Annotated in this window: 21 protein-coding genes; 15 read left to right on the top strand and 6 right to left on the bottom strand. The window is 32.1% G+C overall.

Translation table 11 applies throughout. From position 1 onward, the window contains the following. The first annotated feature begins 488 nt into the window (after positions 1 to 488). The 6 genes from porV to DK442_RS07515 all read left to right on the top strand — a co-directional run bounded on the left by porV (position 489) and on the right by DK442_RS07515 (position 6,836). A complete protein-coding gene (gene porV, locus DK442_RS07540) occupies positions 489 to 1,658 on the top strand; it encodes a type IX secretion system outer membrane channel protein PorV (RefSeq protein WP_109435262.1) in 1,170 nt (389 codons plus the stop codon). A gap of 143 nt (positions 1,659 to 1,801) precedes the next feature. Continuing rightward, positions 1,802 to 2,284: a cytidine deaminase gene (locus DK442_RS07535; protein WP_109435245.1), complete on the top strand. Its 483-nt coding sequence runs from the start codon at positions 1,802 to 1,804 to the stop codon at positions 2,282 to 2,284. A gap of 152 nt (positions 2,285 to 2,436) precedes the next feature. Beyond that, positions 2,437 to 3,438, top strand: a complete 1,002-nt coding sequence (gene pdhA, locus DK442_RS07530; protein WP_109435244.1) for a pyruvate dehydrogenase (acetyl-transferring) E1 component subunit alpha — start codon at positions 2,437 to 2,439, stop codon at positions 3,436 to 3,438. 3 nt (positions 3,439 to 3,441) lie between these two features. After that, on the top strand, positions 3,442 to 5,052 hold the full coding sequence (locus DK442_RS07525; RefSeq protein WP_109435243.1) for a pyruvate dehydrogenase complex dihydrolipoamide acetyltransferase: 1,611 nt from the start codon (positions 3,442 to 3,444) through the stop codon (positions 5,050 to 5,052). Between the two features lie 83 nt (positions 5,053 to 5,135). Beyond that, a complete protein-coding gene (locus DK442_RS07520; protein ID WP_109435242.1) occupies positions 5,136 to 6,107 on the top strand; it encodes a M20/M25/M40 family metallo-hydrolase in 972 nt (323 codons plus the stop codon). A gap of 48 nt (positions 6,108 to 6,155) precedes the next feature. Next, a complete protein-coding gene (locus tag DK442_RS07515; protein WP_109435241.1) occupies positions 6,156 to 6,836 on the top strand; it encodes an SDR family oxidoreductase in 681 nt (226 codons plus the stop codon). Positions 6,837 to 7,213: 377 nt separating this feature from the next. Here the strand turns inward: DK442_RS07515 and DK442_RS07510 are convergent, their stop codons facing one another. Both DK442_RS07510 and DK442_RS07505 read right to left on the bottom strand, forming a co-directional pair. Continuing rightward, positions 7,214 to 7,684 carry a hypothetical protein gene (locus DK442_RS07510; RefSeq protein WP_109435240.1) on the bottom strand — a complete coding sequence of 157 codons (471 nt, stop codon included), beginning with the start codon at positions 7,682 to 7,684 and terminating at the stop codon, positions 7,214 to 7,216. Further along, a complete protein-coding gene (locus DK442_RS07505; protein WP_109435239.1) occupies positions 7,681 to 8,451 on the bottom strand; it encodes a hypothetical protein in 771 nt (256 codons plus the stop codon). The genes DK442_RS07510 and DK442_RS07505 overlap by 4 nt, the downstream gene beginning before the upstream one ends. A gap of 268 nt (positions 8,452 to 8,719) precedes the next feature. On the opposite strand from DK442_RS07505, the gene DK442_RS07500 reads away from it, so the two are divergent. From DK442_RS07500 to DK442_RS07485, 4 genes are all read left to right on the top strand, one after another. After that, on the top strand, positions 8,720 to 9,574 hold the full coding sequence (locus tag DK442_RS07500; protein WP_109435238.1) for a DUF4349 domain-containing protein: 855 nt from the start codon (positions 8,720 to 8,722) through the stop codon (positions 9,572 to 9,574). An 85-nt stretch (positions 9,575 to 9,659) separates the two neighbouring features. Further along, positions 9,660 to 10,256, top strand: coding sequence for a SprT-like domain-containing protein (locus tag DK442_RS07495; protein WP_109435237.1), 597 nt, complete (start codon positions 9,660 to 9,662; stop codon positions 10,254 to 10,256). A 3-nt stretch (positions 10,257 to 10,259) separates the two neighbouring features. Continuing rightward, positions 10,260 to 11,339: a mannose-1-phosphate guanylyltransferase gene (locus DK442_RS07490; protein WP_109435236.1), complete on the top strand. Its 1,080-nt coding sequence runs from the start codon at positions 10,260 to 10,262 to the stop codon at positions 11,337 to 11,339. Between the two features lie 7 nt (positions 11,340 to 11,346). After that, entirely contained in the window at positions 11,347 to 12,792 is a 1,446-nt protein-coding gene (locus DK442_RS07485) for a DUF389 domain-containing protein (RefSeq protein WP_109435235.1), read from the top strand. Between the two features lie 28 nt (positions 12,793 to 12,820). Here DK442_RS07485 and DK442_RS07480 read toward each other — a convergent pair whose 3' ends face one another. Continuing rightward, positions 12,821 to 13,825 carry a leucine-rich repeat domain-containing protein gene (locus DK442_RS07480; RefSeq protein ID WP_109435234.1) on the bottom strand — a complete coding sequence of 335 codons (1,005 nt, stop codon included), beginning with the start codon at positions 13,823 to 13,825 and terminating at the stop codon, positions 12,821 to 12,823. A gap of 352 nt (positions 13,826 to 14,177) precedes the next feature. On the opposite strand from DK442_RS07480, the gene DK442_RS07475 reads away from it, so the two are divergent. From DK442_RS07475 to DK442_RS07460, 4 genes are all read left to right on the top strand, one after another. Beyond that, positions 14,178 to 15,104 carry a GyrI-like domain-containing protein gene (locus DK442_RS07475; RefSeq protein WP_109435233.1) on the top strand — a complete coding sequence of 309 codons (927 nt, stop codon included), beginning with the start codon at positions 14,178 to 14,180 and terminating at the stop codon, positions 15,102 to 15,104. A gap of 120 nt (positions 15,105 to 15,224) precedes the next feature. Next, the gene (locus DK442_RS07470; RefSeq protein WP_109435232.1) at positions 15,225 to 15,617 is read left to right on the top strand and encodes a VOC family protein; all 393 of its coding nucleotides are present in this window, start codon (positions 15,225 to 15,227) and stop codon (positions 15,615 to 15,617) included. 58 nt (positions 15,618 to 15,675) lie between these two features. Beyond that, positions 15,676 to 15,999 (top strand): helix-turn-helix domain-containing protein, encoded by a 324-nt coding sequence (locus DK442_RS07465; RefSeq protein ID WP_109435231.1) that lies wholly within the window; start codon positions 15,676 to 15,678, stop codon positions 15,997 to 15,999. A 72-nt stretch (positions 16,000 to 16,071) separates the two neighbouring features. Then, complete coding sequence (locus DK442_RS07460) at positions 16,072 to 16,590, top strand: flavodoxin family protein (RefSeq protein WP_109435230.1); 519 nt, start codon at positions 16,072 to 16,074, stop codon at positions 16,588 to 16,590. 197 nt (positions 16,591 to 16,787) lie between these two features. On the opposite strand, the gene DK442_RS07455 is transcribed toward DK442_RS07460, so the two are convergent. Continuing rightward, positions 16,788 to 17,552 carry an ABC transporter ATP-binding protein gene (locus tag DK442_RS07455; RefSeq protein ID WP_109435229.1) on the bottom strand — a complete coding sequence of 255 codons (765 nt, stop codon included), beginning with the start codon at positions 17,550 to 17,552 and terminating at the stop codon, positions 16,788 to 16,790. After that, positions 17,552 to 18,289, bottom strand: a complete 738-nt coding sequence (locus DK442_RS07450) for an ABC transporter permease (RefSeq protein ID WP_109435228.1) — start codon at positions 18,287 to 18,289, stop codon at positions 17,552 to 17,554. Before DK442_RS07450 ends, DK442_RS07455 begins: the two co-directional genes overlap by 1 nt. Positions 18,290 to 18,402: 113 nt before the next feature. Between DK442_RS07450 and pafA the strand changes: the two genes are divergently transcribed. Continuing rightward, positions 18,403 to 20,040 carry an alkaline phosphatase PafA gene (pafA, locus tag DK442_RS07445; RefSeq protein ID WP_109435227.1) on the top strand — a complete coding sequence of 546 codons (1,638 nt, stop codon included), beginning with the start codon at positions 18,403 to 18,405 and terminating at the stop codon, positions 20,038 to 20,040. A gap of 102 nt (positions 20,041 to 20,142) precedes the next feature. Here pafA and DK442_RS07440 read toward each other — a convergent pair whose 3' ends face one another. Then, entirely contained in the window at positions 20,143 to 21,549 is a 1,407-nt protein-coding gene (locus DK442_RS07440) for a TlpA disulfide reductase family protein (protein ID WP_109435226.1), read from the bottom strand. Between the last annotated feature and the right edge of the window lie 39 nt (positions 21,550 to 21,588).

Below are 21,588 nucleotides of genomic sequence, written 5' to 3'. Positions count from 1 at the left end.
ATATATTCGAATTTTATTCTACACGTTTTTAAACAACATTGATATTTATGAAAAATAAAAAGTAGTTGAATTATGAGTTCATATGTTAATATGTTCAAATTAAGGTTAAACAGTAATAAATAACTAAAAACCATATGTATTGCTAAAAAATCTTGTTATATATACATAATTATGTGCAACAGTGTTATTTTAGCTTAGAATTTGGTTGATATTTGAAAGTGTGATAAAACCAACAAATAATGAGTGGTTTGTTTTAATTAAAACAATAAGTGTAAGTGGTTGGTTTTTATCGTTTTATGAAAGAATACGATGATTGCTGATTATGAAGAAGAAGATATTTTATTAAAATTAAACCTACCGAAAATTGAATGATATATAAGATATCTCTAAATTCGACGTTAATTAATCAGCAACTTGAAAAAATTAAGAACTCAATTATTCTTAATCACTAAATAACTATATATTTGTCAAACTCAATTTTAATGGATATGAAAAGAATATTAATCCTTAGCCTGGTATTTGCAACAATTTTTACTTCAAAAACAAGGTCTCAGGAACAGAACAGAGCGATTACTACAGCCACACCGTTTTTGTTAATTGCTGCTGATGCACGAGCAGCGGGTCTTGCAGATCAGGGGGTTGCAACGTCTGCAGATGCGTTTTCACAGCAGTGGAACCCTGCAAAGTATGCCTTTATTAAAAATAAGCAAGGCGTAGGGGTTAATTATACTCCGTATCTTAGTAATCTGGTTAACGATATATTTTTAGGGAATGTAAATTATGTTAATCGTATAAATGAAAGAAGTGCTGTTGCGGCAAGTTTTAGATATTTTAGTTTAGGTGATATTGAGTTTAGACAAGGTCCTACAGATGCACCCAATGTGCAAAAGCCAAATGAGCTAACTTTAGATATTTCATATGCATTAAAACTGGATGATCATTTCTCTATGGCGGTAGCAGGACGTTATTTACGTTCTGATTTAAGACTTCAGGGTACTGGTGCCGATGCAAGTGCAGCAGGTAGTTTTGGAGTTGATATCGCAGGTTTTTATCGAAGTGATGAAATAGCTTTTAATTCTTTTAATGGTAGATGGAGAGCAGGTGCAACAATTTCTAATATTGGTCCAAAAATAAAATATGATGATGCAGGACAAGAGAATTTTATACCAACAAACTTTAGATTAGGTGGTTCTTTTGATTTTATCTTTAATGAAGATAACCGAATTACTCCATCGTTAGAATTTAGTAAACTTCTTGTTCCAACTCCGCTGGATCCTGATGCGGATGGTGATGGAACTATTACTCCAGAAGAACAACAAGCTGCAAATCAAGAATATAATGATAAAAGCGCTTTTGGATCTATATTTTCTTCATTTGGTGATGCACCAGATGGATTTAGTGAGGAATTAAAAGAAATTACATGGTCATTGGGAGCAGAATATATGTATAAAGAAGTATTTGCTTTTAGAGCTGGATACTTTAATGAAGCCGAAGAAAAAGGTGCTCGTAAATTTTTATCACTAGGTGCAGGTTTTAAATATAATATTATCAATTTAGATATTTCATATTTATTCTCTACATCTTCTGTTAGAAGTCCACTTGATTCAACGCTTCGTTTTGGTCTTTCGTTTAACTTTGGAGATGAATATTATGATTAAATCATAATATTGTAAATAATATCAAAAAAAGTATCAACTGTAAAGTTTGATACTTTTTTTGATTGTGGTACATTGTGAAGCTCTATTGGATGTTTAATAGGTGTAGAACTAGATGATCAAAAAAACATAAGACAAAAGTATAGATGAAGGAGGTAGAACTAAAATCTATTCTACAGGTATATGATTCATTTGATGAATTACCTGTAGATATACAAAAACTGATGCAACAATCTTTTGAGATTAGAGATAAAGCATACGCTCCTTATTCGGAGTTTCTGGTAGGAGCAGCCTTGTTATTAGAAAATGGCGAAGTGATTTTGGGGAATAATCAAGAGAATGCTTGTTATCCATCTGGATTATGCGCAGAACGTACAGCTATATATTATGCTGGAGCTAATTATCCAGGAATTCCCATTGTTACAATGGCATTATCTGCTAAATCCTTAAAACATCAATTGGTTACTCCAACACCTCCGTGTGGTGCCTGTAGGCAATCAATAGCAGAGTATGAGATAAAACAGAACAAGCCAATAGCTATTTATTTTATGGGAGAGACAGGAAAAGTGGTCAAATCTTCTTCTTTAGCTAATTTATTGCCGCTTATTTTTGATAATTCGTATTTATAACGTTTTCGTTGATTTTATGCGCAAACTCCTTTCTCCTTAATTCCGAATATGTTATTTTTGTTTTTCGTTCTCTTAATAAATAAGGAGGAAAAATTAAATAATTACTAGTTTTTAAACTGGTTTTTTATATATACATCAGCACACAATTATAAATGAAAAAGATCACTAAAGAAGTTTACCTAAATTGGTACGAAGAAATGCTTTTCTGGAGAAAGTTCGAAGATAAGCTGGCTCAGGTTTATATCCAACAAAAAGTAAGAGGCTTTTTACACTTGTACAATGGGCAAGAAGCTATTTTAGCAGGAGCCTTACATGCAATGGATCTTACAAAAGATAAAATGATAACCGCTTATCGTAATCATGTACAGCCTATAGGTATGGGTGTTGACCCAAAACGTGTAATGGCAGAGTTGTATGGTAAAGGAACTGGTACTTCTCAAGGTTTAGGAGGATCGATGCATATATTCTCAAAAGAACATCGATTTTATGGAGGACATGGTATCGTTGGAGGACAAATACCTTTGGGAGCTGGTTTGGCATTTGCAGATAAGTATCATAAAAGAGATGCAGTGACACTTACATTTTTTGGTGATGGAGCTGCTCGTCAGGGATCGTTGCATGAGACTTTTAACTTGGCGATGCTATGGAAATTACCAGTAGTGTTTTGTGTAGAAAATAATGGATATGCTATGGGTACTTCTGTAGAAAGAACAGCAAACCACACTGATATCTGGAAACTAGGACAAGGATATGAAATGCCTTCTGGTCCTGTAGATGCAATGAATCCTATAAAAGTTGCTGAAGCAATGGATGAAGCTATTACTAGAGCACGAACAGGAGGAGGGCCAACATTTTTAGAATTAAAAACATATAGATATAGAGGGCACTCTATGAGTGATGCTCAAAAATATCGTACAAAGGAAGAAGTAGCAGAGTATCAAAAAATAGACCCTATAACTCAGGTTTTGGATATTATTAAAGATAAAAAATATGCTACAGATGAAGAAGTTGCTGAGATCGATAAAAGAGTAAAAGATAGAGTTGCGGAATGTCAGAAATTTGCTGAGGAATCACCATTCCCAGAAAAGAATGTAATGTACGATGTTGTATATGAACAGGATGATTATCCATTTTTATCACACAAACCACAATAGATTATGGCTACAGTAATTAATATGCCGCGATTGAGCGACACCATGGAAGAAGGAGTTGTTGCGAAGTGGCTTGTTAAAAAAGGAGATACAATTAGCGAAGGAGATATCCTGGCTGAAATAGAAACCGATAAAGCTACAATGGAGTTTGAGTCTTTTTATGATGGAGTACTACTTCATGTAGGAATCCAAGAAGGAGAAACAGCACCAGTAGATCAGTTATTAGCAATTATCGGAGAAGAAGGTGAAGATATTTCTGGTTTGTTAAATGGAAGTGCAGCACCAGCTGCTGATGCTCCAAAAGAAGAAAACACTGAAGAATCGGCGGTTCCAACGTCGTCTGAATCTACAGCAATACCAGACGGAGTTGAAATTATTACTATGCCTCGTCTTAGTGATACAATGGAAGAAGGAACAGTAGCAACCTGGTTGAAAAAAGTTGGAGATACTGTAGAAGAAGGAGATATCTTGGCTGAAATAGAGACAGATAAAGCTACAATGGAGTTTGAATCCTTCTATAACGGAACTCTACTATATATAGGTATAGAAGAAGGACAAACTGCAAAGGTTGATGTGCTGTTGGCAATAATAGGGCCTGAAGGCACAGATGTTTCAGGTTTAAAAGATGGAGTGACTGTTGCTAGTTCAACGGGTAGTGATCAAAAATCTGAGACAGAAGCAAAACCCGAAATAAAAACAGAAACGGCTCCTGTCGCAACAACTAATGGAGGTAGAATATTTGCTTCTCCTTTAGCTAAGAAAATTGCAGCGGATAAAGGAATTGATCTTTCCCAGGTCAAAGGAACTGGTGAGAATGGGCGTATCGTTAAAAAGGATGTGGAAACATTTACGCCTTCTGCTCCTACTAGTACTCCAGTATCAACTAACGAAACAACCCCTACAACAATAGTACAAACATTTACTCCTGCAGGAGAAGAGAGTTTTGAAGAGGTAAAGAATTCGCAAATGCGTAAAGCGATTGCAAGAAGCTTGTCGGCTTCTAAATTTACTGCACCACACTACTATTTGACTATAGAGGTAAATATGGATAATGCGATCTCTTCTCGTAAAATTATTAATGAGTTACCTGATACAAAAGTATCGTTTAATGATATGGTGGTAAAAGCATGTGCGATGGCTTTAAGAAGACATCCACAAGTAAATACTACATGGAAAGATGATGTAACTGTCTATAACAAACACATTAGTGTTGGTGTTGCAGTAGCTGTACCAGATGGATTGGTAGTTCCTGTATTACCTTTTACAGATCAAATGAATATCATGGAAATTGATACTAAAGTTCGTGATTTGGCCACTAGAGCTCGTGATAAGAAATTAACTCCACAAGAAATGAGTGGTAGTACTTTTACGGTGTCAAACTTGGGTATGTTTGGTATTCAGGAATTTACTTCTATTATTAATCAGCCTAATTCTGCAATATTATCGGTAGGAGCGATTGTAGAAAAACCAGTAGTAAAAGATGGTCAGGTTGTAGTAGGTAATACAATGAAAGTTACTTTAGCTTGTGATCATAGAACAGTAGATGGAGCTACAGGAGCTCAATTTTTACAGACACTAAAACAGTATTTAGAAAACCCGGTTACTATGTTGGCATAGTTTCAAATACTTTAAATAATATTCACAATTAATCCTGTCTCAAATGAGGCGGGATTTTTTATCTTTATCAAAAACATATTCTTATGCAGAAAAATATTTTTATCATTCTGATTGCGATCTTATTTATGAGTTGTAATCAAACTACTACTGCTCAGTCTCAAGTAAAAACAACTGAAGATGGTGGTTTAGGAAAAACCAAGGTTTCAGACGTTGCAGATATTATGAATTTTTTAGCGAGTGATGAGTTAGGTGGCCGGGATACAGGGAGTGAGGGTTTAGAAAAGGCAGCTCAATTTATTGAAGGGGAGTTTAAGAAATATGGTATTGCTCCTTATTTTGATACCTATAGAAATGCTTTTGATGTTAAAGGAACGGCGACATATAATATGGTAGGATACCTTAAAGGAACAGATGTTACTTTATCAAATGAATTCATCATTTTGGGAGCACATTTTGATCATATAGGAACAGGTAAGGAGGTTAATGGTGATACTATTGCTAATGGAGCTAATGATAATGCTGCTGGTAGTAGTGCGGTTATTTCATTAGCCAAGCAGTTTGCCCAATTAAAAAATAATAAAAGAAGTATCCTTTTTGTTTTATTTGGAGCTGAAGAAAGAGGGCTATTGGGTTCTGCACATTTGGCTGAAGTCCTAAAAGAAAAGAATATTAACCTATACACCATGGTTAATTTTGAAATGATAGGTGTGCCTTTAAATGATAAATCCTATAAAGCATATATTACAGGGTTTGAAATGTCTAATATGGCTCAAAAAATAAACGATTATGCTGGATCAGAATTGATAGGGTACCTGGCTAAAGCTAAAGAGTTTCAATTGTTCAGGAGAAGTGATAACTATCCTTTCTATGAACAATTTAAGGTGCCTTGCCAAACCATTTCTACCTTTGATTTTACAAATTATGACTATTACCACCATGTAGATGACGAAGTATCTGAAATGAATTTTGAATTTATGGCAGAACTGATTAATAATTGTGTTCCTGTTATTGAAAAAATGGCGAATACAACTGATAAAGAAATTAAGTTAAATTAACTAAGTACACCTCGCAGATTTTAAATCTATAACGTATATTCATATAGAATGAAAAACATTATCATAACCGGCGCTAGCAGAGGTATAGGCTTCGAACTGGCAAAATTATTTGCCGAAGAGGGACATCAGGTTTTAGCTTTATCCAGAAACGAAAAACCTATTGCTGAACTGCGACATAAAAACATACATTCGTTTTCTTTTGATATCTGTAATACAGGGGATTTAAAAAAGATGACAGATTATATTTCATCCACTTGGAAACAGGTAGATGTTTTGATAAACAATGCAGGTAAATTATTACATAAACCTTTTAGCGAAATTTCTACACAAGATTTTGAGGAAGTATATAAGGTAAATGTTTTTGGAGTAGCCGAAATTACACGTTTGATTTTACCTTTTATGACATCAGGTAGTCATGTGGTTACCATAAGTAGTATGGGAGGGATACAAGGAAGTATAAAATTTCCCGGACTGGCTGCGTATAGCTCTAGTAAAGGAGCAGTGATCACATTAAGTGAATTGTGGGCAGAAGAATATAAAGAAAGTGGTATTGCTTTTAATGTTTTAGCACTTGGAGCAGTTCAAACAGAAATGTTAGAAGAAGCGTTTCCTGGGTATCAAGCACCTCTAACCGCAATAGAAATGGCAAGTTATATCAAAAACTTTTCATTAACCGGGAACTCCTTTTATAATGGAAAAGTTCTTCAGGTTTCTAATAGCACTCCTTAGTAAAGTGAAAAAAGAGTTTTGCATTACATTTACAGTGTTTGGTGGTAAATTTTATCTGTTATCTGCTTTTTTGTTTAAAAACTCTGTTTTATAACTTAAGTGTTTTTTAATAATCTTCAAATTAGAAGCTGTAGTAATGATCTGTTAACTCTTGTAATATTATTTTGAATGATATGTATACCTGTTGTGGTTATGATAAACCATATGTGCTATAGATTTATCCAAAATATTTTTTTAATAGACGACATTTAATGATTTTTATATCGAGTTTTATTGATTGTTGAGTATGTCAATATAACTTAAGTTATACTTAAATTCTAATATAATTAGTTTGGTTATAGAATCCGTCAATAAATTTGACGGATTCTGTTTTTTAACTACAAGTCGGATATGGATTTAGTTCCTATAGTGTCAAAAGTAATTTTTGTAGTTTTTAATAGTTCTCCTTCAATTTCTATGTTTGAAGTTTTTATAGTAGTGATGATTGTATCTATAGTAGTAGCAAAGACAACTTCTGTTTTTACTGTTTTTATAGAATCTGAAACAGTTTGAAAAGCCCCTATAAAGTTAACTTCTTTGATATTAGTATCTTTAATAGACAGCACACTATTTTGTTTACTTCTTGAACTAAAGTCTGGATGAGATTTTTCTAACGTTTCTTTGTCAATAAATTCCTGTAGTTTTTGTGTAATTAGGATGATATAAGCTTCATTTTCTGAAATGATAGGACGACTATCTTCTTCTAATGCTTCAATAGTTTCTGAAGCTTCCATGTCTAATTCTTTTGAAGGAGCTTTAGCGCAGGCAAATACTAATGTCGATATTATGATGTACACAAACTGTTTCATGATTTTACTTTAAATTTAAGTTTAACAATTTGTCCGTTTAATCTACGAGATTCTATAATTTCAATATTCTTTAAGCTTTTTGTAGGGGTAGTTAATTTATTTATAAACTCATCTTTTGTATGTATTTCAATACCTAATCCATAAGGCAAAACCTGAAAAATAGTTGCGTTATTTGCTATTATTCTGGATAGTTCTTTTTTCCTGTTTTTCCAATCTTTTACCTTTCCGTTAGCATAATAATGTAACATCAGCGCATAATCATCTGTTTGGATTTGTAATTCCTCTTGTGTGTCAGAAGAAGCTATTCTATATATGGTATCTGTCTTATGATATGGAGACTGTATAATGAAATGAATAAAATCATCTTCTGTTTTCCAGGTGAAACAACCCAAACTATCGCTTTTTGAATGAAAAGGAGATTCTTTATCATTTAGTATGATAATATCTATAGGTATTTTGGTTAGAGGCTGATTTCTATCTTGATCAATAAAACAAAAGGTAAATGTTCTTTTGGTAGGGATTAAAAAGTAGATAGAAATGAATACACCAAACCCCAAAATTACTATCCAAAACCATTTGGGAATAGTAAAGGATTTTGCAGGGTTGGAATCGATATTATGATTGTTTTTAAAATCATTCCAGTTGATATAACCACAATATCTAGAAAGTAGATTTAAAATATCTACACGTGGTAATTTCTCTGAGGAGTTTTTGAAATAACTATAAAATGATTTTTCGCTAATAGTCGCTTTAACATGTTTTTGCAAATCTTCCTGAAAAACGACAATATCTTGCCCTTTCCACTCAGCAATATCTATGCTCGAAGCGTTATTTGCAGTTAAAAAATGTTGTGCAACTGCTTTTTTTAAGAGATCGAATAGTATTTTTTCTTCAGAAGTAATAATTGTATGATTTTGATAATAAGGTGTTTGTGTTTTGTAAAATGATTTACAATTGCTTTACAAGTGTTCTACAATAGATTCATCTGGTTAGCTTCTAAGTTTGTTTTCAGATAACAATATAAAAAATATAAAAATGAAAACGAATAAATCAAGACTGATAAAAATAATGGGATTAGTGGTGCTATTAGTAATGACCTTCTCTTGTTCTAAATATGAGAACAAATATGATGAAAGTATCGCATTAGAGGAAACGGGAGAAACTGCTCTTTTAAATACACATCAGACTGAAGATGTTGGAGGGATAGAAGTAAAAAATAAAAATGTTATAAATAATCAGATAAAAATCATCAGAAATGCGAATTGCAGAATCAAAGTTGCAAGCGTTGAAAAAGCAACAATATTAGCAAAGAAGATTGCTTCAGAACATAATGGATATATTTCTGATGAAAGATTTACAAATACAAATTATGCTAAAGAAAATCGTTTCACTATCAGGATTCCTCAGAATGAATTTGATGTGGTGCTTGATGGTGTTTGTGGGCTGGCAGAATTTGTGGATTATAAAAATATTTCTACTGTAGATGTAACAGAAGAATATGTAGATATAACTTCTCGGTTAAAGACAAAATTCGAAGTAAAACAGCGTTACGAAAACATTTTAAGAACCAAGGCTAAGACAGTAGAAGATATTCTAAAAGCAGAAGAAAAACTGAGTAAACTTCAGGAAGAAATTGAGTCAGCACAAGGAAGATTAAATTATTTAACCAATAAAGTGTCTTTTAGCACAATTCAAATAGATATTTATGAGACCATTATCCCTAAAGAAGAACCAGCAGAGTATCGCCCAGGTTTCTTGGACAAAGCAAAACAAGGCATGTCATTTGGTTGGTCTATCATAGAAAATCTAACGTTGCTATTATTTTATATCTGGCCATTATTAATTTTAGGAACTTTGATTTTTGTGTATTTTAAGTGGATAAGGAAATAAAAAATAATAAATTAAGCGTACTATTCTGGTGCGCTTAATTTTGTATTTTGCAAAAGCAAAAAGGAAGATTAATAATTTTATACGCTTGAAAGAAATATTAAGGAGATATATTCCAGAACGATCTGTAGATAGGGCATTTGATTTGGTTGTAAAATGTAATGTACATCTTAAAATCGTTAATGAACGAGTTACCAGACATGGAGATTACCGCAAAATGCCTGATGGAAGACATCAGATTACAGTAAATGCCTCTCTTAATAAATATCGTTTTCTCATTACACTAATTCATGAAATTGCTCATTTGGTCGCTTTTGAACAGTATGGGAGATTCATAAAACCTCATGGTGTAGAATGGAAAAATACTTTTCAGAAATTGATGCTACCTTACATTAATCCAGAGATTTTTCCATCTAAGCTATTACCTGTCATAGCGAATCATTTTAAAAACCCAAGAGCAAGTAGTGATACTGATGAAAAATTAGCATTAGCATTAAAACAATTTGATCCTGCTAATGATAAAAATTATATCTTTGAATTACCCCTAGGAAGTGTTTTTCGATTATATAATGGAAAAATCTTCAAAAAAGGTAATAAGAAAGTAAAGCGCTATGAATGCGTAGAACTTGATACAGGAAGAGTTTACCTTTTTAATCCAAACGCAGAAGTTGAATTATTAAACTGACTTATGAACAAAAATTATTATGCTATTCTTATGGCGGGCGGAGTAGGCTCTAGGTTTTGGCCAGTAAGTACAACAGAATTTCCGAAACAATTTCATGATATGTTGGGTACAGGAGAAACTTTAATTCAACGTACTTTTTCTCGTTTAACTAAGATTATTCCAAAAGAGAATATATTTATTCTTACTAATCAGCGTTATAATGATTTGGTTTTAGAACAATTGCCAGAAGTACAACAGAATCAGGTAGTTACTGAGCCAGCGATGCGTAATACAGCACCATGTATCCTGTATGCATCATTAAAAATTCAAAAAGATAATCCTGATGCAGTGATGGTTGTAGCGCCAAGCGATCACTGGATTGAGGATGAAACCGCCTTTATAGCAAATTTAGAACAAAGCTTTATAGCTTGTTCTAAAAGCGATATTCTCATGACTTTGGGGATTCAACCAACATTTCCTAATACAGGCTATGGATATATTCATTATGATAAAGAAAGTAAAGTTGCAAGAAAAAAAGTAATTCAGTTTACTGAGAAGCCAGATTATGATACTGCAAAACAGTTCTTGAGTACTGGGAATTATTTATGGAATGCAGGAATATTTATTTGGAGTGCTAAAAGCATTATAACAGCATTTAGTAGATTTCAAAAAGAAATGACTGCATTATTTGAAAAAGGAATACAGGTGTATAATACCAAGGAAGAAGGTGATTTTATCAATTCTAATTACCCGCTAGCAGAAAATATATCTATTGATTATGCCATTTTGGAAAAAGCAGAGAATGTATATGTATTTCCTGCAACATTTGATTGGAATGATTTAGGTACCTGGGGATCATTATATGATAAACTAGATAAAACAGAAGCAAATAATGCTGTCGTTAATGCTAACGTTTTGGCAGTAAATGCGTCTAATAATATGATTAGAACTTCAAGCGATAAAATTGTCGTAGTTGATGGTTTAGAGGATTATATCATTGTTGATAAAGAAGATGTACTCTTGATTTACCCTAAAAGCAAAGAACAGGATATTAAAGTAGTACTTAAAAAAGTAAAAGAAAAATACGGAGAACAATACGGATAAATTTATTATGGAAGAGAATACCAACCAACCGATTCCTGATCAGGAAGAGATGGCAGAATCAGTAAAAAGAGATGCAAAAGGGCTTTTTGAAAGTATAAGCCAATTTCTTTCAGAACTTTTGGATATTCGATCAGAAACAGACAAAGATCAAACAATTGAGGATGTTAAAAATGATATTCCATTTAAAGGACATACTGCTTGGATTCTTATTTTTTCGGTATTTGTAGCATCTATAGGTCTTAATGTAAGTTCTACTGCTGTGGTTATTGGAGCGATGTTAATTTCTCCATTAATGGGGCCTATCGTAGGAGTAGGTCTATCTATTGCTATTAATGATATAGATACATTAAAAAGATCTATGGTCAATTTAGGAGTGATGGTAGGCTTAAGTGTAATTGCCGCTACACTTTATTTTTGGGTTTCTCCACTAACAGAATTAACTCCCGAATTAGAGTCACGAACAGCTCCTACTATTTTGGATGTATTGGTAGCAGTTTCTGGAGGCCTTGCATTAATTATCGCAAAATCCAAGAAAGGTACAATGCCTAATGCTATAGCAGGAGTAGCAATTGCTACTGCTTTAATGCCTCCTTTGTGTACTGTAGGATATGGTATAGCAGAGTGGGAGTTAGAATATGCCATAGGTGCTTTGTATTTATTTTCAATCAATGCGATATTTATAGCATTGTCAACATTTACAGTTGCAAAATTATTACGTTTTCCGATGATTCGTTATGCAAATTCTGCAAAGCGAAAACGTATTGCTCAACTTGCTTCTTTACTAGCTATATTTGCTATGATTCCTGCAAGTTATACATTTTATGTAACTCTTAATGAGAGTAATGCTAAGAGAGATTACAAAGCTTTTATGCTAAATGAGATTGATGCTAATGAAAACTTATATCTACGAAAAGATTTCTATGATTATGATAACGAATCTATAAAACTATATTTTGATGGAGAAATCACAGAAGCAACAGTAAGCGATTTGCAAAATGAAATTAAAAAATATTCGAGTATTAGTGATTTTACATTAGCTATAAATGGTAATAAATCAAGAGGGATTGACCAGATCTCAAAAGCTTATGATCGTTCTATTGAGCAATTAAATCGTTTAGAAAAAGATAATGATAAACTTCTTGATGAAATTGAAGATCTAAAAATCCAAATAGCGGGATTAGAAACTCAACTTAAAGAGGCAAATAAAGTAGTGCCTGTGGATCTAATGCCTTATAGTAGTATTGCAAAAGATGCAAAAATCAGATTTCCAGACCTGGCAGAACTTGGATATGGTGAAGTGTTGAAATCGAATTTTTTAAAAGTAGATACAGTACAGGTTATTTTTCCTAGATGGAAATTTAAAGTATCAGATAGTCTGAATCAAATTAGGGTGAATGCATTACAAAAATGGATAACCAAGGAAATGAAAGCTGATACGTTACATATAGAATAAGTAAGAAGTGTAAATGGAAATTACATTATTACTTACATACATCAGTATCTAGAACGGCATCAGAAATACCACTTATAAAATCGCATTGTGATATAGATAAAATATCTAAGGAATTGTTTTGTAGATCTACGCTTCTAAGTGCCGTAAGATTTTCAATACTGTCTGGCAGTTTTGTTAGCTTATTGTCATTTAAATACAATTCTGCAAGTGTTTTAAGGTTTCCAATACTATCAGGAATACTTGCTAATTGATTATTAGATACACTTAATGTTATAAGTGCTTTAAGGTTTCCAATACTAACAGGAAGCCTTGTTAATTGATTCCAATATAAAACAGCATCTTCAAGTGCTGTAAGATTTCCAATACTATCGGGAAGACTAGGTATTTGATTATTAGATGCATTTAATGACATAAGTGCTTTAAGGTTTCCAAAACTATCTGGGAGAGTAGTTAATTTGTTGTTAGATACATCAAGGTATTCAAGCGCTACAAGGTTTCCAAAACTTTCAGGAAGACTTATTAATTTATTATGATTTAAAAATAAGTGTGTAAGTGTTTTAGGGTTTCCGAAACTTTTAGGAAGACTTGTTAATTGGCCTAGACGCAGCCTATTAGATGCGTTTAATATTTTAAGTGATTTAAGGTTCCCAAAACTATCCGGAAAGCTTATTATTGGATTATAATCTAAATATAATTTATAAAGCATGATAAGGTTTCCAAAACTATTTGGCAGCCTTGTTAATTGATTATCAGATAAAACTAATTCCGAAAGCATTGTTAGGTTTCCAAAACTATCTGGGAGTTTTGCTAATTTATTATTATGTAAATCTAATTTGGTAACTCTTCCGTGCACTACAGTCACACCTTTCCAATCCTCTATGGTAGTTGTAGTAATGTCCCAACCTAAAGTATTATCTTGATTTGCTTTATAGATATCTATCAATATGGAACGATCGTCTTGAGCAACGCCAATACCATATAAAAATAATCCCATCACTATAGATAGGTACTTAACAAAACATGTGTTTTTCATAAAACAGTATCTATTTTTAAGGACAAAGATGATAGTTTCAAGATCTGGATACTACCCTTTTTTCAGGGTTTTATCCATAAGTATAGCTACTATGTGTTCGAATGGTATTCTTTATGAAAAATGAAGAACATGAAAAATATGTATTGTACACGATTAAAATTAAAAAACCTAAGTAAATTGTAAAAATGACGAAATACTCAATGATATTTTCTTAGATAAATTAAAAGATTAAAAAGAGTCTATACAACAGGAAAAAAAAGAATAAATTAGATGCGTATTTCTAGTCTTAAAGGTTTTTAAAACCTTTGAGTTTTATGTTAATTATGGTAATTAATACAATACCAAAAAATAAATGATAATTTCAGAAAACGAGATTCGCAAAGATTATATTAATCGAGTTAACAAAGCTCTAAGATTTATTGATGATCATTTGGACTCAGAATTATCATTAGAGTCTGTTGCTAATGCGGCTCACTATTCGCCATTTCACTTTCATAGAATCTTTAAAGCGATGGTTAATGAAACTCTTAATGCCTATATTACAAGAAGGCGAATTGAAAAAATGGCTTCTATACTGATGCACAAAAAAGAAGTACGTATTACAGAGCTCTCTCTTCAATATGGTTTTAATAGTAATTCTGCATTTACCAGGGCTTTTAAGAATTTTTACAGTGTATCTCCTTCAGAATTTAGAAAACTAAATCCAGGAAAATTTAGCAAGATAAGTAAAGTAGAAAGCAAGAATGGTCAAGAAAAACTGATCTTCGAAAAATATATTTGCAATATTAATAATCATTTAAATTGGATTAAAATGAATGCAAATATTGAAATTAAAGAAATACCAGAATTACATTTTGCCAGTAGCACTCATATTGGAATAGATGGAATAGAAAATGCCTTCGAGAGAATGTTAAAATGGGCTAGATCAAAAAGGTTATTAGATAATCCTGAGACTAAAATGACAAGAATTTTTCATGATAGCTTTAAAATAACAGCAGAAGATAAAGTGCGTATGAGTATTTGCGTACTCACAAATGAACCTTTTGAAGAAGAAGGGGAAATAAGTAAAGTTCAAATCAAAAAAGGAAGTTGCATCGTAGGCCGTTTTGAAATTACACCTGATGATTTTGAAAAATCCTGGAGCGGGATGTTTGTTTGGATGAGTAATAACGGATATAAAAGAGCAGAACAAAATCCATTTGAAATTTACCATAACGATTTCCGTAAACACCCAGAAAATAAGTGCGTAGTTGATTTATATATTCCGATCGAAAGGTAGAGTGTCAATATCATGTGTTACAATTATATGTTAGAAAACACATTGTTTTGTTTTACATTTTGTATTGGATTGAGATATGAGATAATAAGATTTTTGTATACCCTCGATAAAAAAGAAATTATGAAATTTGCATACACCATTATTTATGTAGAAAATGTTCCTGAAACCATTGATTTTTATGAGAAGGCATTTGGATTTAAAAAGAAATTTATAACACCAGAAAATGATTATAGCGAATTGATTTCTGGAGAAACAACAATTGCATTTGCATCAATAGAATTAGGAAACTCTAATGTTAAGGACGGATTTATAAAAAGCTCACTTCTAGAAAAACCATTTGGAGTAGAATTGGCATTTACCACAGAAAATATTGATTTTGATTTTGAAAAAGCAATTAAAGCAGGTGCCATCGAAGTAGAGAAACTTATAACTAAACCTTGGGGACAAAAAGTTGGATATGTTAAGGATAATAATGGGTTTTTGATTGAGATATGTACTCCAATCAAGAATTGATAATTATCGAAATCCATACGATTTATTTATATCTTCATTTTTGAATGAAATTTGAAACATGAGTGCATACCAGAGAAAAACCCCGTTAAAAAGTGATTGCGCTATAGAAAAGGCATTACATGTTATTTCGGGGAAATGGAAGCCCGCAATACTCAATGAGCTTTTGAAGAGAAATACTAGGCTTAAAGATATTCAAAAAGGCCTTCCCGAAGCTTCAAAAAGAGCATTAACGAAACAATTAAAGGAAATGATTGATGATGGACTAATTCAAAAAAAGGATTTTAATGAATTTCCTAAACGAACCGAATATTCAATTACTGACTTAGGGACCAAACTTTCTTCAGTTTTTGAAGAACTTTCAAAATTTGGAAATACTTTATAGGGTAAAAATCACCCCTTATTTGATAATTGCTTTAAACAGAATAGCTTTGCTTTTTAATTAAATATATTCAAAATGAATAAAAAAGGAGTGCTTATTCAGGGAAGTTCGAGAAGCAAAGGAAACACTAATATAATTGTATCTTATATTAAAGAAAGGACAGGGTTTGATGTTATAGATTTAAAATCAAAACGCATTAGTGCATATGATTATGAATCAGAAAACATTGATGATGATTTTATTCCTTTAATGAAAGAAATTGTGAATGCCTATGATATTATAATTTTTGCTACTCCTGTGTATTGGTATGCTATGAGTGGTGATATGAAAATATTTTTTGACAGAATAACAGACTGCTTGAAAATTGAAAAAGAGATCGGAAGAAAATTGAGAGGAAAAATAATGGGTATGGTAAGCTGCGGTTTTGATGCAGAGCTTAAGAATGGATTCACTATGCCTTTTATAGAATCTGCTAATTATTTAGGTATGCATTATCTTGGGGATATACATACCTGGATAGAGGGGGGAGCAATTTCTGAATCTTTGCAAAAAAAACTTAATAGTTTTATTGAAGAAAAAATAAAAATTATATAAAATTACTTAGTACATTTTTTTATGTATAAGATTATTTAAGATATACTGAATGAATAAAAAAGAATGAAACTAGAAGGTTTGTAGACTATAGCTTTTAAAACATTTACTATTTTATTGAAATGTTAGAAAATAAAACTTTTCTGAATAAGACAAGAGCTAATTACTACTAAAAAAGATAGACTTACTTTTCTTAAAATTTATAACCCTTTTATCTGCGCGTCACGTACTTTTTTGAAAAGGTTAGATGAATATACAAAATCGGTTACAGCTTTGTTATCAGTTTTGAAAATCTGGCTTTTGTCACCTTCCCATTCTAGGTATCCATTTTTAAGGAAAACAATCTTTTCTCCGATTTCCATTACAGAGTTCATATCGTGAGTGTTAATCACAGTAGTGATGTCATATTCTTCTGTGATTTCTTTAATGAGATTATCAATGACAATTGCTGTTCTTGGATCCAGTCCAGAATTAGGTTCGTCACAGAATAGATATTTTGGTCTGGTTACGATAGCTCGAGCTATAGCAACTCGTTTTTGCATCCCTCCACTAATTTCAGAAGGAAGTTTGTTATTTGCATTTTCAAGATTAACTCGATTCAAAACCTCATGAACTCTCTCAAGCATATCATCTTTTTTCTGCTTGGTAAACATCATCAAAGGAAACATTACATTCTCTTCTACTGTCATAGAATCAAATAATGCACTTCCTTGAAAAACCATTCCCATTTGTTCTCTTAAATCTCTTTGTTGTTCTTCGGATAGTTCAGAATATGTGCTGCCATCATAACATATAGCGCCTTGTTCTGGAGTAAAAAGACCAAGTAGACATTTTAAAAAAACAGTTTTTCCACTTCCACTGGTACCAATAATAAGATTGGTTTTACCTCGATCAAAGGTAGTAGTGATTCCTTTTAAGATTTCCTCTCCGTTAAATCCTTTATGTAGGTTTGTAACTTCTATCATTAGCTTAATAATAACTGTGTGAGTACATAATTAGAAATAATAATAACTACTGTAGTCCATACAAAAGCAGAAGTACTTGCTTTACCAACTTCTAATGCACCACCTTTCATGTAGTATCCATGAAATGATGGTATTGTAGCTAGTAAAAAAGAGTATAAAAACGTTTTAATAAATGCATAGACAAGATGATATGGGATGAATTCTTCTCTAAGCCCAGTTAAAAAATCTGATGTAGAAACAAATCCACCATAGACTCCAGCAACATATGCTCCAAATATACCTGTAAACATTGCAATTGCAATAACAAAAGGATAGGTGAGCATAGCAATGATCTTTGGGAAAATTAAGTAATTAAGAGAATTAATACCCATAACCTCAAGTGCATCAATTTGTTCTGTAACTCTCATTGTTCCTATGCTTGAGGTGATAAAAGAACCTACTTTACCGGCCATAATTACAGAAATAAATGTCGGCGCAAATTCGAGGATAACCGATTGTCTTGAAGCAAAAGCAATAAGTTTTTTTGGTATTAAAGGATTTGTAAGATTAAGTGCAGTCTGAATCGCAACAACAGCTCCGATAAAAAATGCAAGAAACACAGTTATACCTAAAGAACCAATAATGAGATCATCGATTTCTTTAAATATTAGATTTCGTATCACAGAACCTTTAGTCATTCGACTAAAAACTCCTTTTAACATTAAAAAATATCGACCAATATCGTCTAAGTAAAACATGCTGCATAATTAGAAAGGCTAAAATAGAAAAAAAAATAGCTACAGCATTTAACCTTCTATTAAAGTTTTACATTTGTACAAATAGTACTTTAGCGACTTAAATTTATAAAGTAATGACAAAGAAAGTATTTCTAATAACATGGTTAGCCTTACTGTGTATTCCTTGTAATTCGCAGGAGAATAAGATTAATAGTTCACCAAAACTTGTTGTTGGTATTGTAGTAGATCAAATGCGATATGATTATATCACAAGGTTTTATGGTAGATTTGGAGAAGATGGATTTAAACGTATGATTCGAGAGGGGTATAATTGTAAGAATAACCATTTTAATTATGTACCTACATATACAGGACCCGGCCATGCTTCTGTTTTTACAGGAACAACACCGCAAAACCATGGTATAATCTCTAATCATTGGTATGATAAGTTTAGTAAAGAGATGGTGTATTGTGCTAGTGATTCTTCAGTTAAGGCAGTAGGTTCAGAGAGTGATATGGAAAGAATGTCGCCTCATCGTATGAAAACCTCCACCGTAACCGATCAAAATAGATTACATACCCAGTTAAAGGGAAAAACTATAGGAATTGCAATAAAAGACAGAGGAGCTATTTTGCCTGCAGGGCATTCTGCTAATGCGGCATATTGGTTTAGAGGGAAGGACGAAGGAAAATGGATCACAAGTACATACTATCGAAATGATTTACCAGGTTGGGTTGAAAAATTTAATAACTCTGGTCAAGCCAAATCTTATTTTAAGGTATGGAATACATTGTATGATATTAAAACATATACCGAAAGTGGTGAGGATCAAAATAAATTTGAAGGAGGGTATAAAGGAAAAGAGAGAGCTACATTCCCTTATGACTTGGCTAAATTAAAAGATGAAAATTCTGGATATGATATTTTAAAATCATCTGCATTTGGAAATAGTCTAACGGCTGATTTTGCAATAGCAGCGATTGAGGGAGAAGAATTAGGTGCTGATGAGGTTACAGATTTTCTAACGGTTAGTTTTTCTAGTACAGATTATGTTGGACATAATTTTGGAGTAAATTCAAAAGAAATTCAGGATACATATTTACGATTAGATAAGGATTTGGGACGTTTCTTTACTGCATTAGATACAAAAGTAGGTAAAGGAGAGTATACAGTTTTTTTAACAGCTGATCATGGAGCAGTTCATGTACCTTCTTACTTGCAGTCGGTTAAAATTCCTTCGGGCTATTTTGATAGAGATGCTTTTAAAACCAAAGTGGAGACATTTGTGAAAGAAAAGTTTAAAGTAGACGGATTGATTGAAAATATTTCTAACAATCAAGTGTTTTTTAACTATAAAACATTGTCAAAAAATAATGTTGTGTCAGAAGAATTGCAGAATGCAATAGCTCATTTTGTATTACAAGAAGATCAGATAGACAAAGTTTTTACCAGAAGTCAATTGCAAAATGGAGAGTTTTCTTCTGGTATTGTAGCTTTGGTACAGAAAGGATATAATCAAAAAAGAAGTGGAGATGTGGTTATTGTTTTAGACCCCGCTACGATTTCGTATTCAAAAACCGGTTCTACTCATGGAAGTGGCTTAAATTATGATACCCATGCTCCATTATTATTTTTTGGTCATGGTATTAAAAAGGGGAGCACAACAAGAAAAACACATATACCAGACATCGCTCCAACAATTTCTGCGTTGCTAGGAATTACTTTTCCAAATGGAGCGACTGGAGATGTATTGTCATTTGTTTTAGAATAATTAAATCAATACATACAATCGTAATAGTAAAAGGCTAAATCTTATTATCAATAGGATTTAGCCTTTTAAGTATGTCTTGATTTTTAATCAGAATAACTTCATTTATATTTTTAATTCCTTGAAAACATCAAGAAGTTTGGCATCAGATGGTCTTGGAGCACTGGCACTTACAATTTTACCGTTTGGGTCTATTAAAATAAATCTAGGTATTCCCTGTATCCCATAATCAACAATAAATTGAGAAGACCAATTGTTGTCGGCGAATAATTGAATACCGCCTAACTCTTTTTCTGTAACCATCTTTTTCCAAGCATCGTGTTGTGCTTTTTTATCAATAGATATACTAACGAATTCGATATTTTTATTATGAAATTCTTTTTCTATTTTTTTAAGATGTGGAATTTCAGCTTTACACGGGCCACACCAGGTTGCCCAAACATCGATATATACATATTTTCCTTTAAGGTCGTTTAGCGAAGTAGTTCCGCCTGCAAAATTTTCATAATTATTAAATACGGGAGACTCATTTCCTTTAACTAATTGCTTTACTTTTTCGAATTGTTGTGTTAATTCACTTTTAAACTCTTCATCATCAGAGACTGCCATAATCATGTTGTACAATTCAACGGCGTTATTATTCCTAGGAGAGACTTGATAAGCAATATTTTTAATCAAAATATTTCTAATATTTTTACTTTTAATCTTTGATAAGCTTTCCATTTGAGCTTTGTCAAACGGGATGCTATCTGCATCAGCTTTTTCGCTAGAGATTCTGTCAAAGACACTCATTACTAATCGTCTGTATGCTTGAGAAGATTCAAAATCTTTAGAATTATCAATATCCAAACTTGTTAATTCATCAAGGAAGCTTGCGGGAGTCTTATATCCTGTTTTTTTTGTGTAATATGCATGATTTCCTTTAAAATCATTAATCATAGATAGATATTCATAATGATTATCACTGGTTTGGATTGAGACAAATTCGGGGTTTATATTGGTAAATTTTTTCAAAAGTTCATTTTTAGCTTGCTCTTGTTTTAATGCTTCATTTTTGAATTCTTTAGCATCTTTGCTAAATAGATTTTTATATCCTTCAGGTCCTTCAGATAAAAAGCTTTCCTGTAATAAAAGTTTTTCTGCTAAATAGTTGTTTTCGTCTGAGCCAGCCCCTGTATATTTTATACTTTCATCAAATTCTTTAACATCAATTGATAAATTTAATTGATTTCCAAAATCTAAATATATACTAGAACGTTCTTGACCAATTATAAAACCATAAGTACCTTTAGTATCTATTTTTAAGGTGTCAGAAAATGTACCATCCTCTTTAATTACTATAGTTTGACCGAAATTATTACCATCTCCATATATTTTAATTTCATTTTCTACGGCATTCTTTACTGTTCCTGAGAAAAGAACATAATCTACTTTTTCAGTTTTGTTTTCTTTATTGCAAGAAACTAAAAATAGTACACAACCTAGTGATAGAAGAAAAGATTTGATTTTCATGAGTCTATATTTTGAATGAGTTATGGGTTGAATATAAGA

This window comes from Aquimarina sp. AU119 (assembly GCF_900312735.1).
GTDB lineage: Bacteria > Bacteroidota > Bacteroidia > Flavobacteriales > Flavobacteriaceae > Aquimarina > Aquimarina algiphila.
Note: the sequence above shows the minus strand (reverse complement) of the source record. Positions and strands in the feature narration are given on the sequence as shown.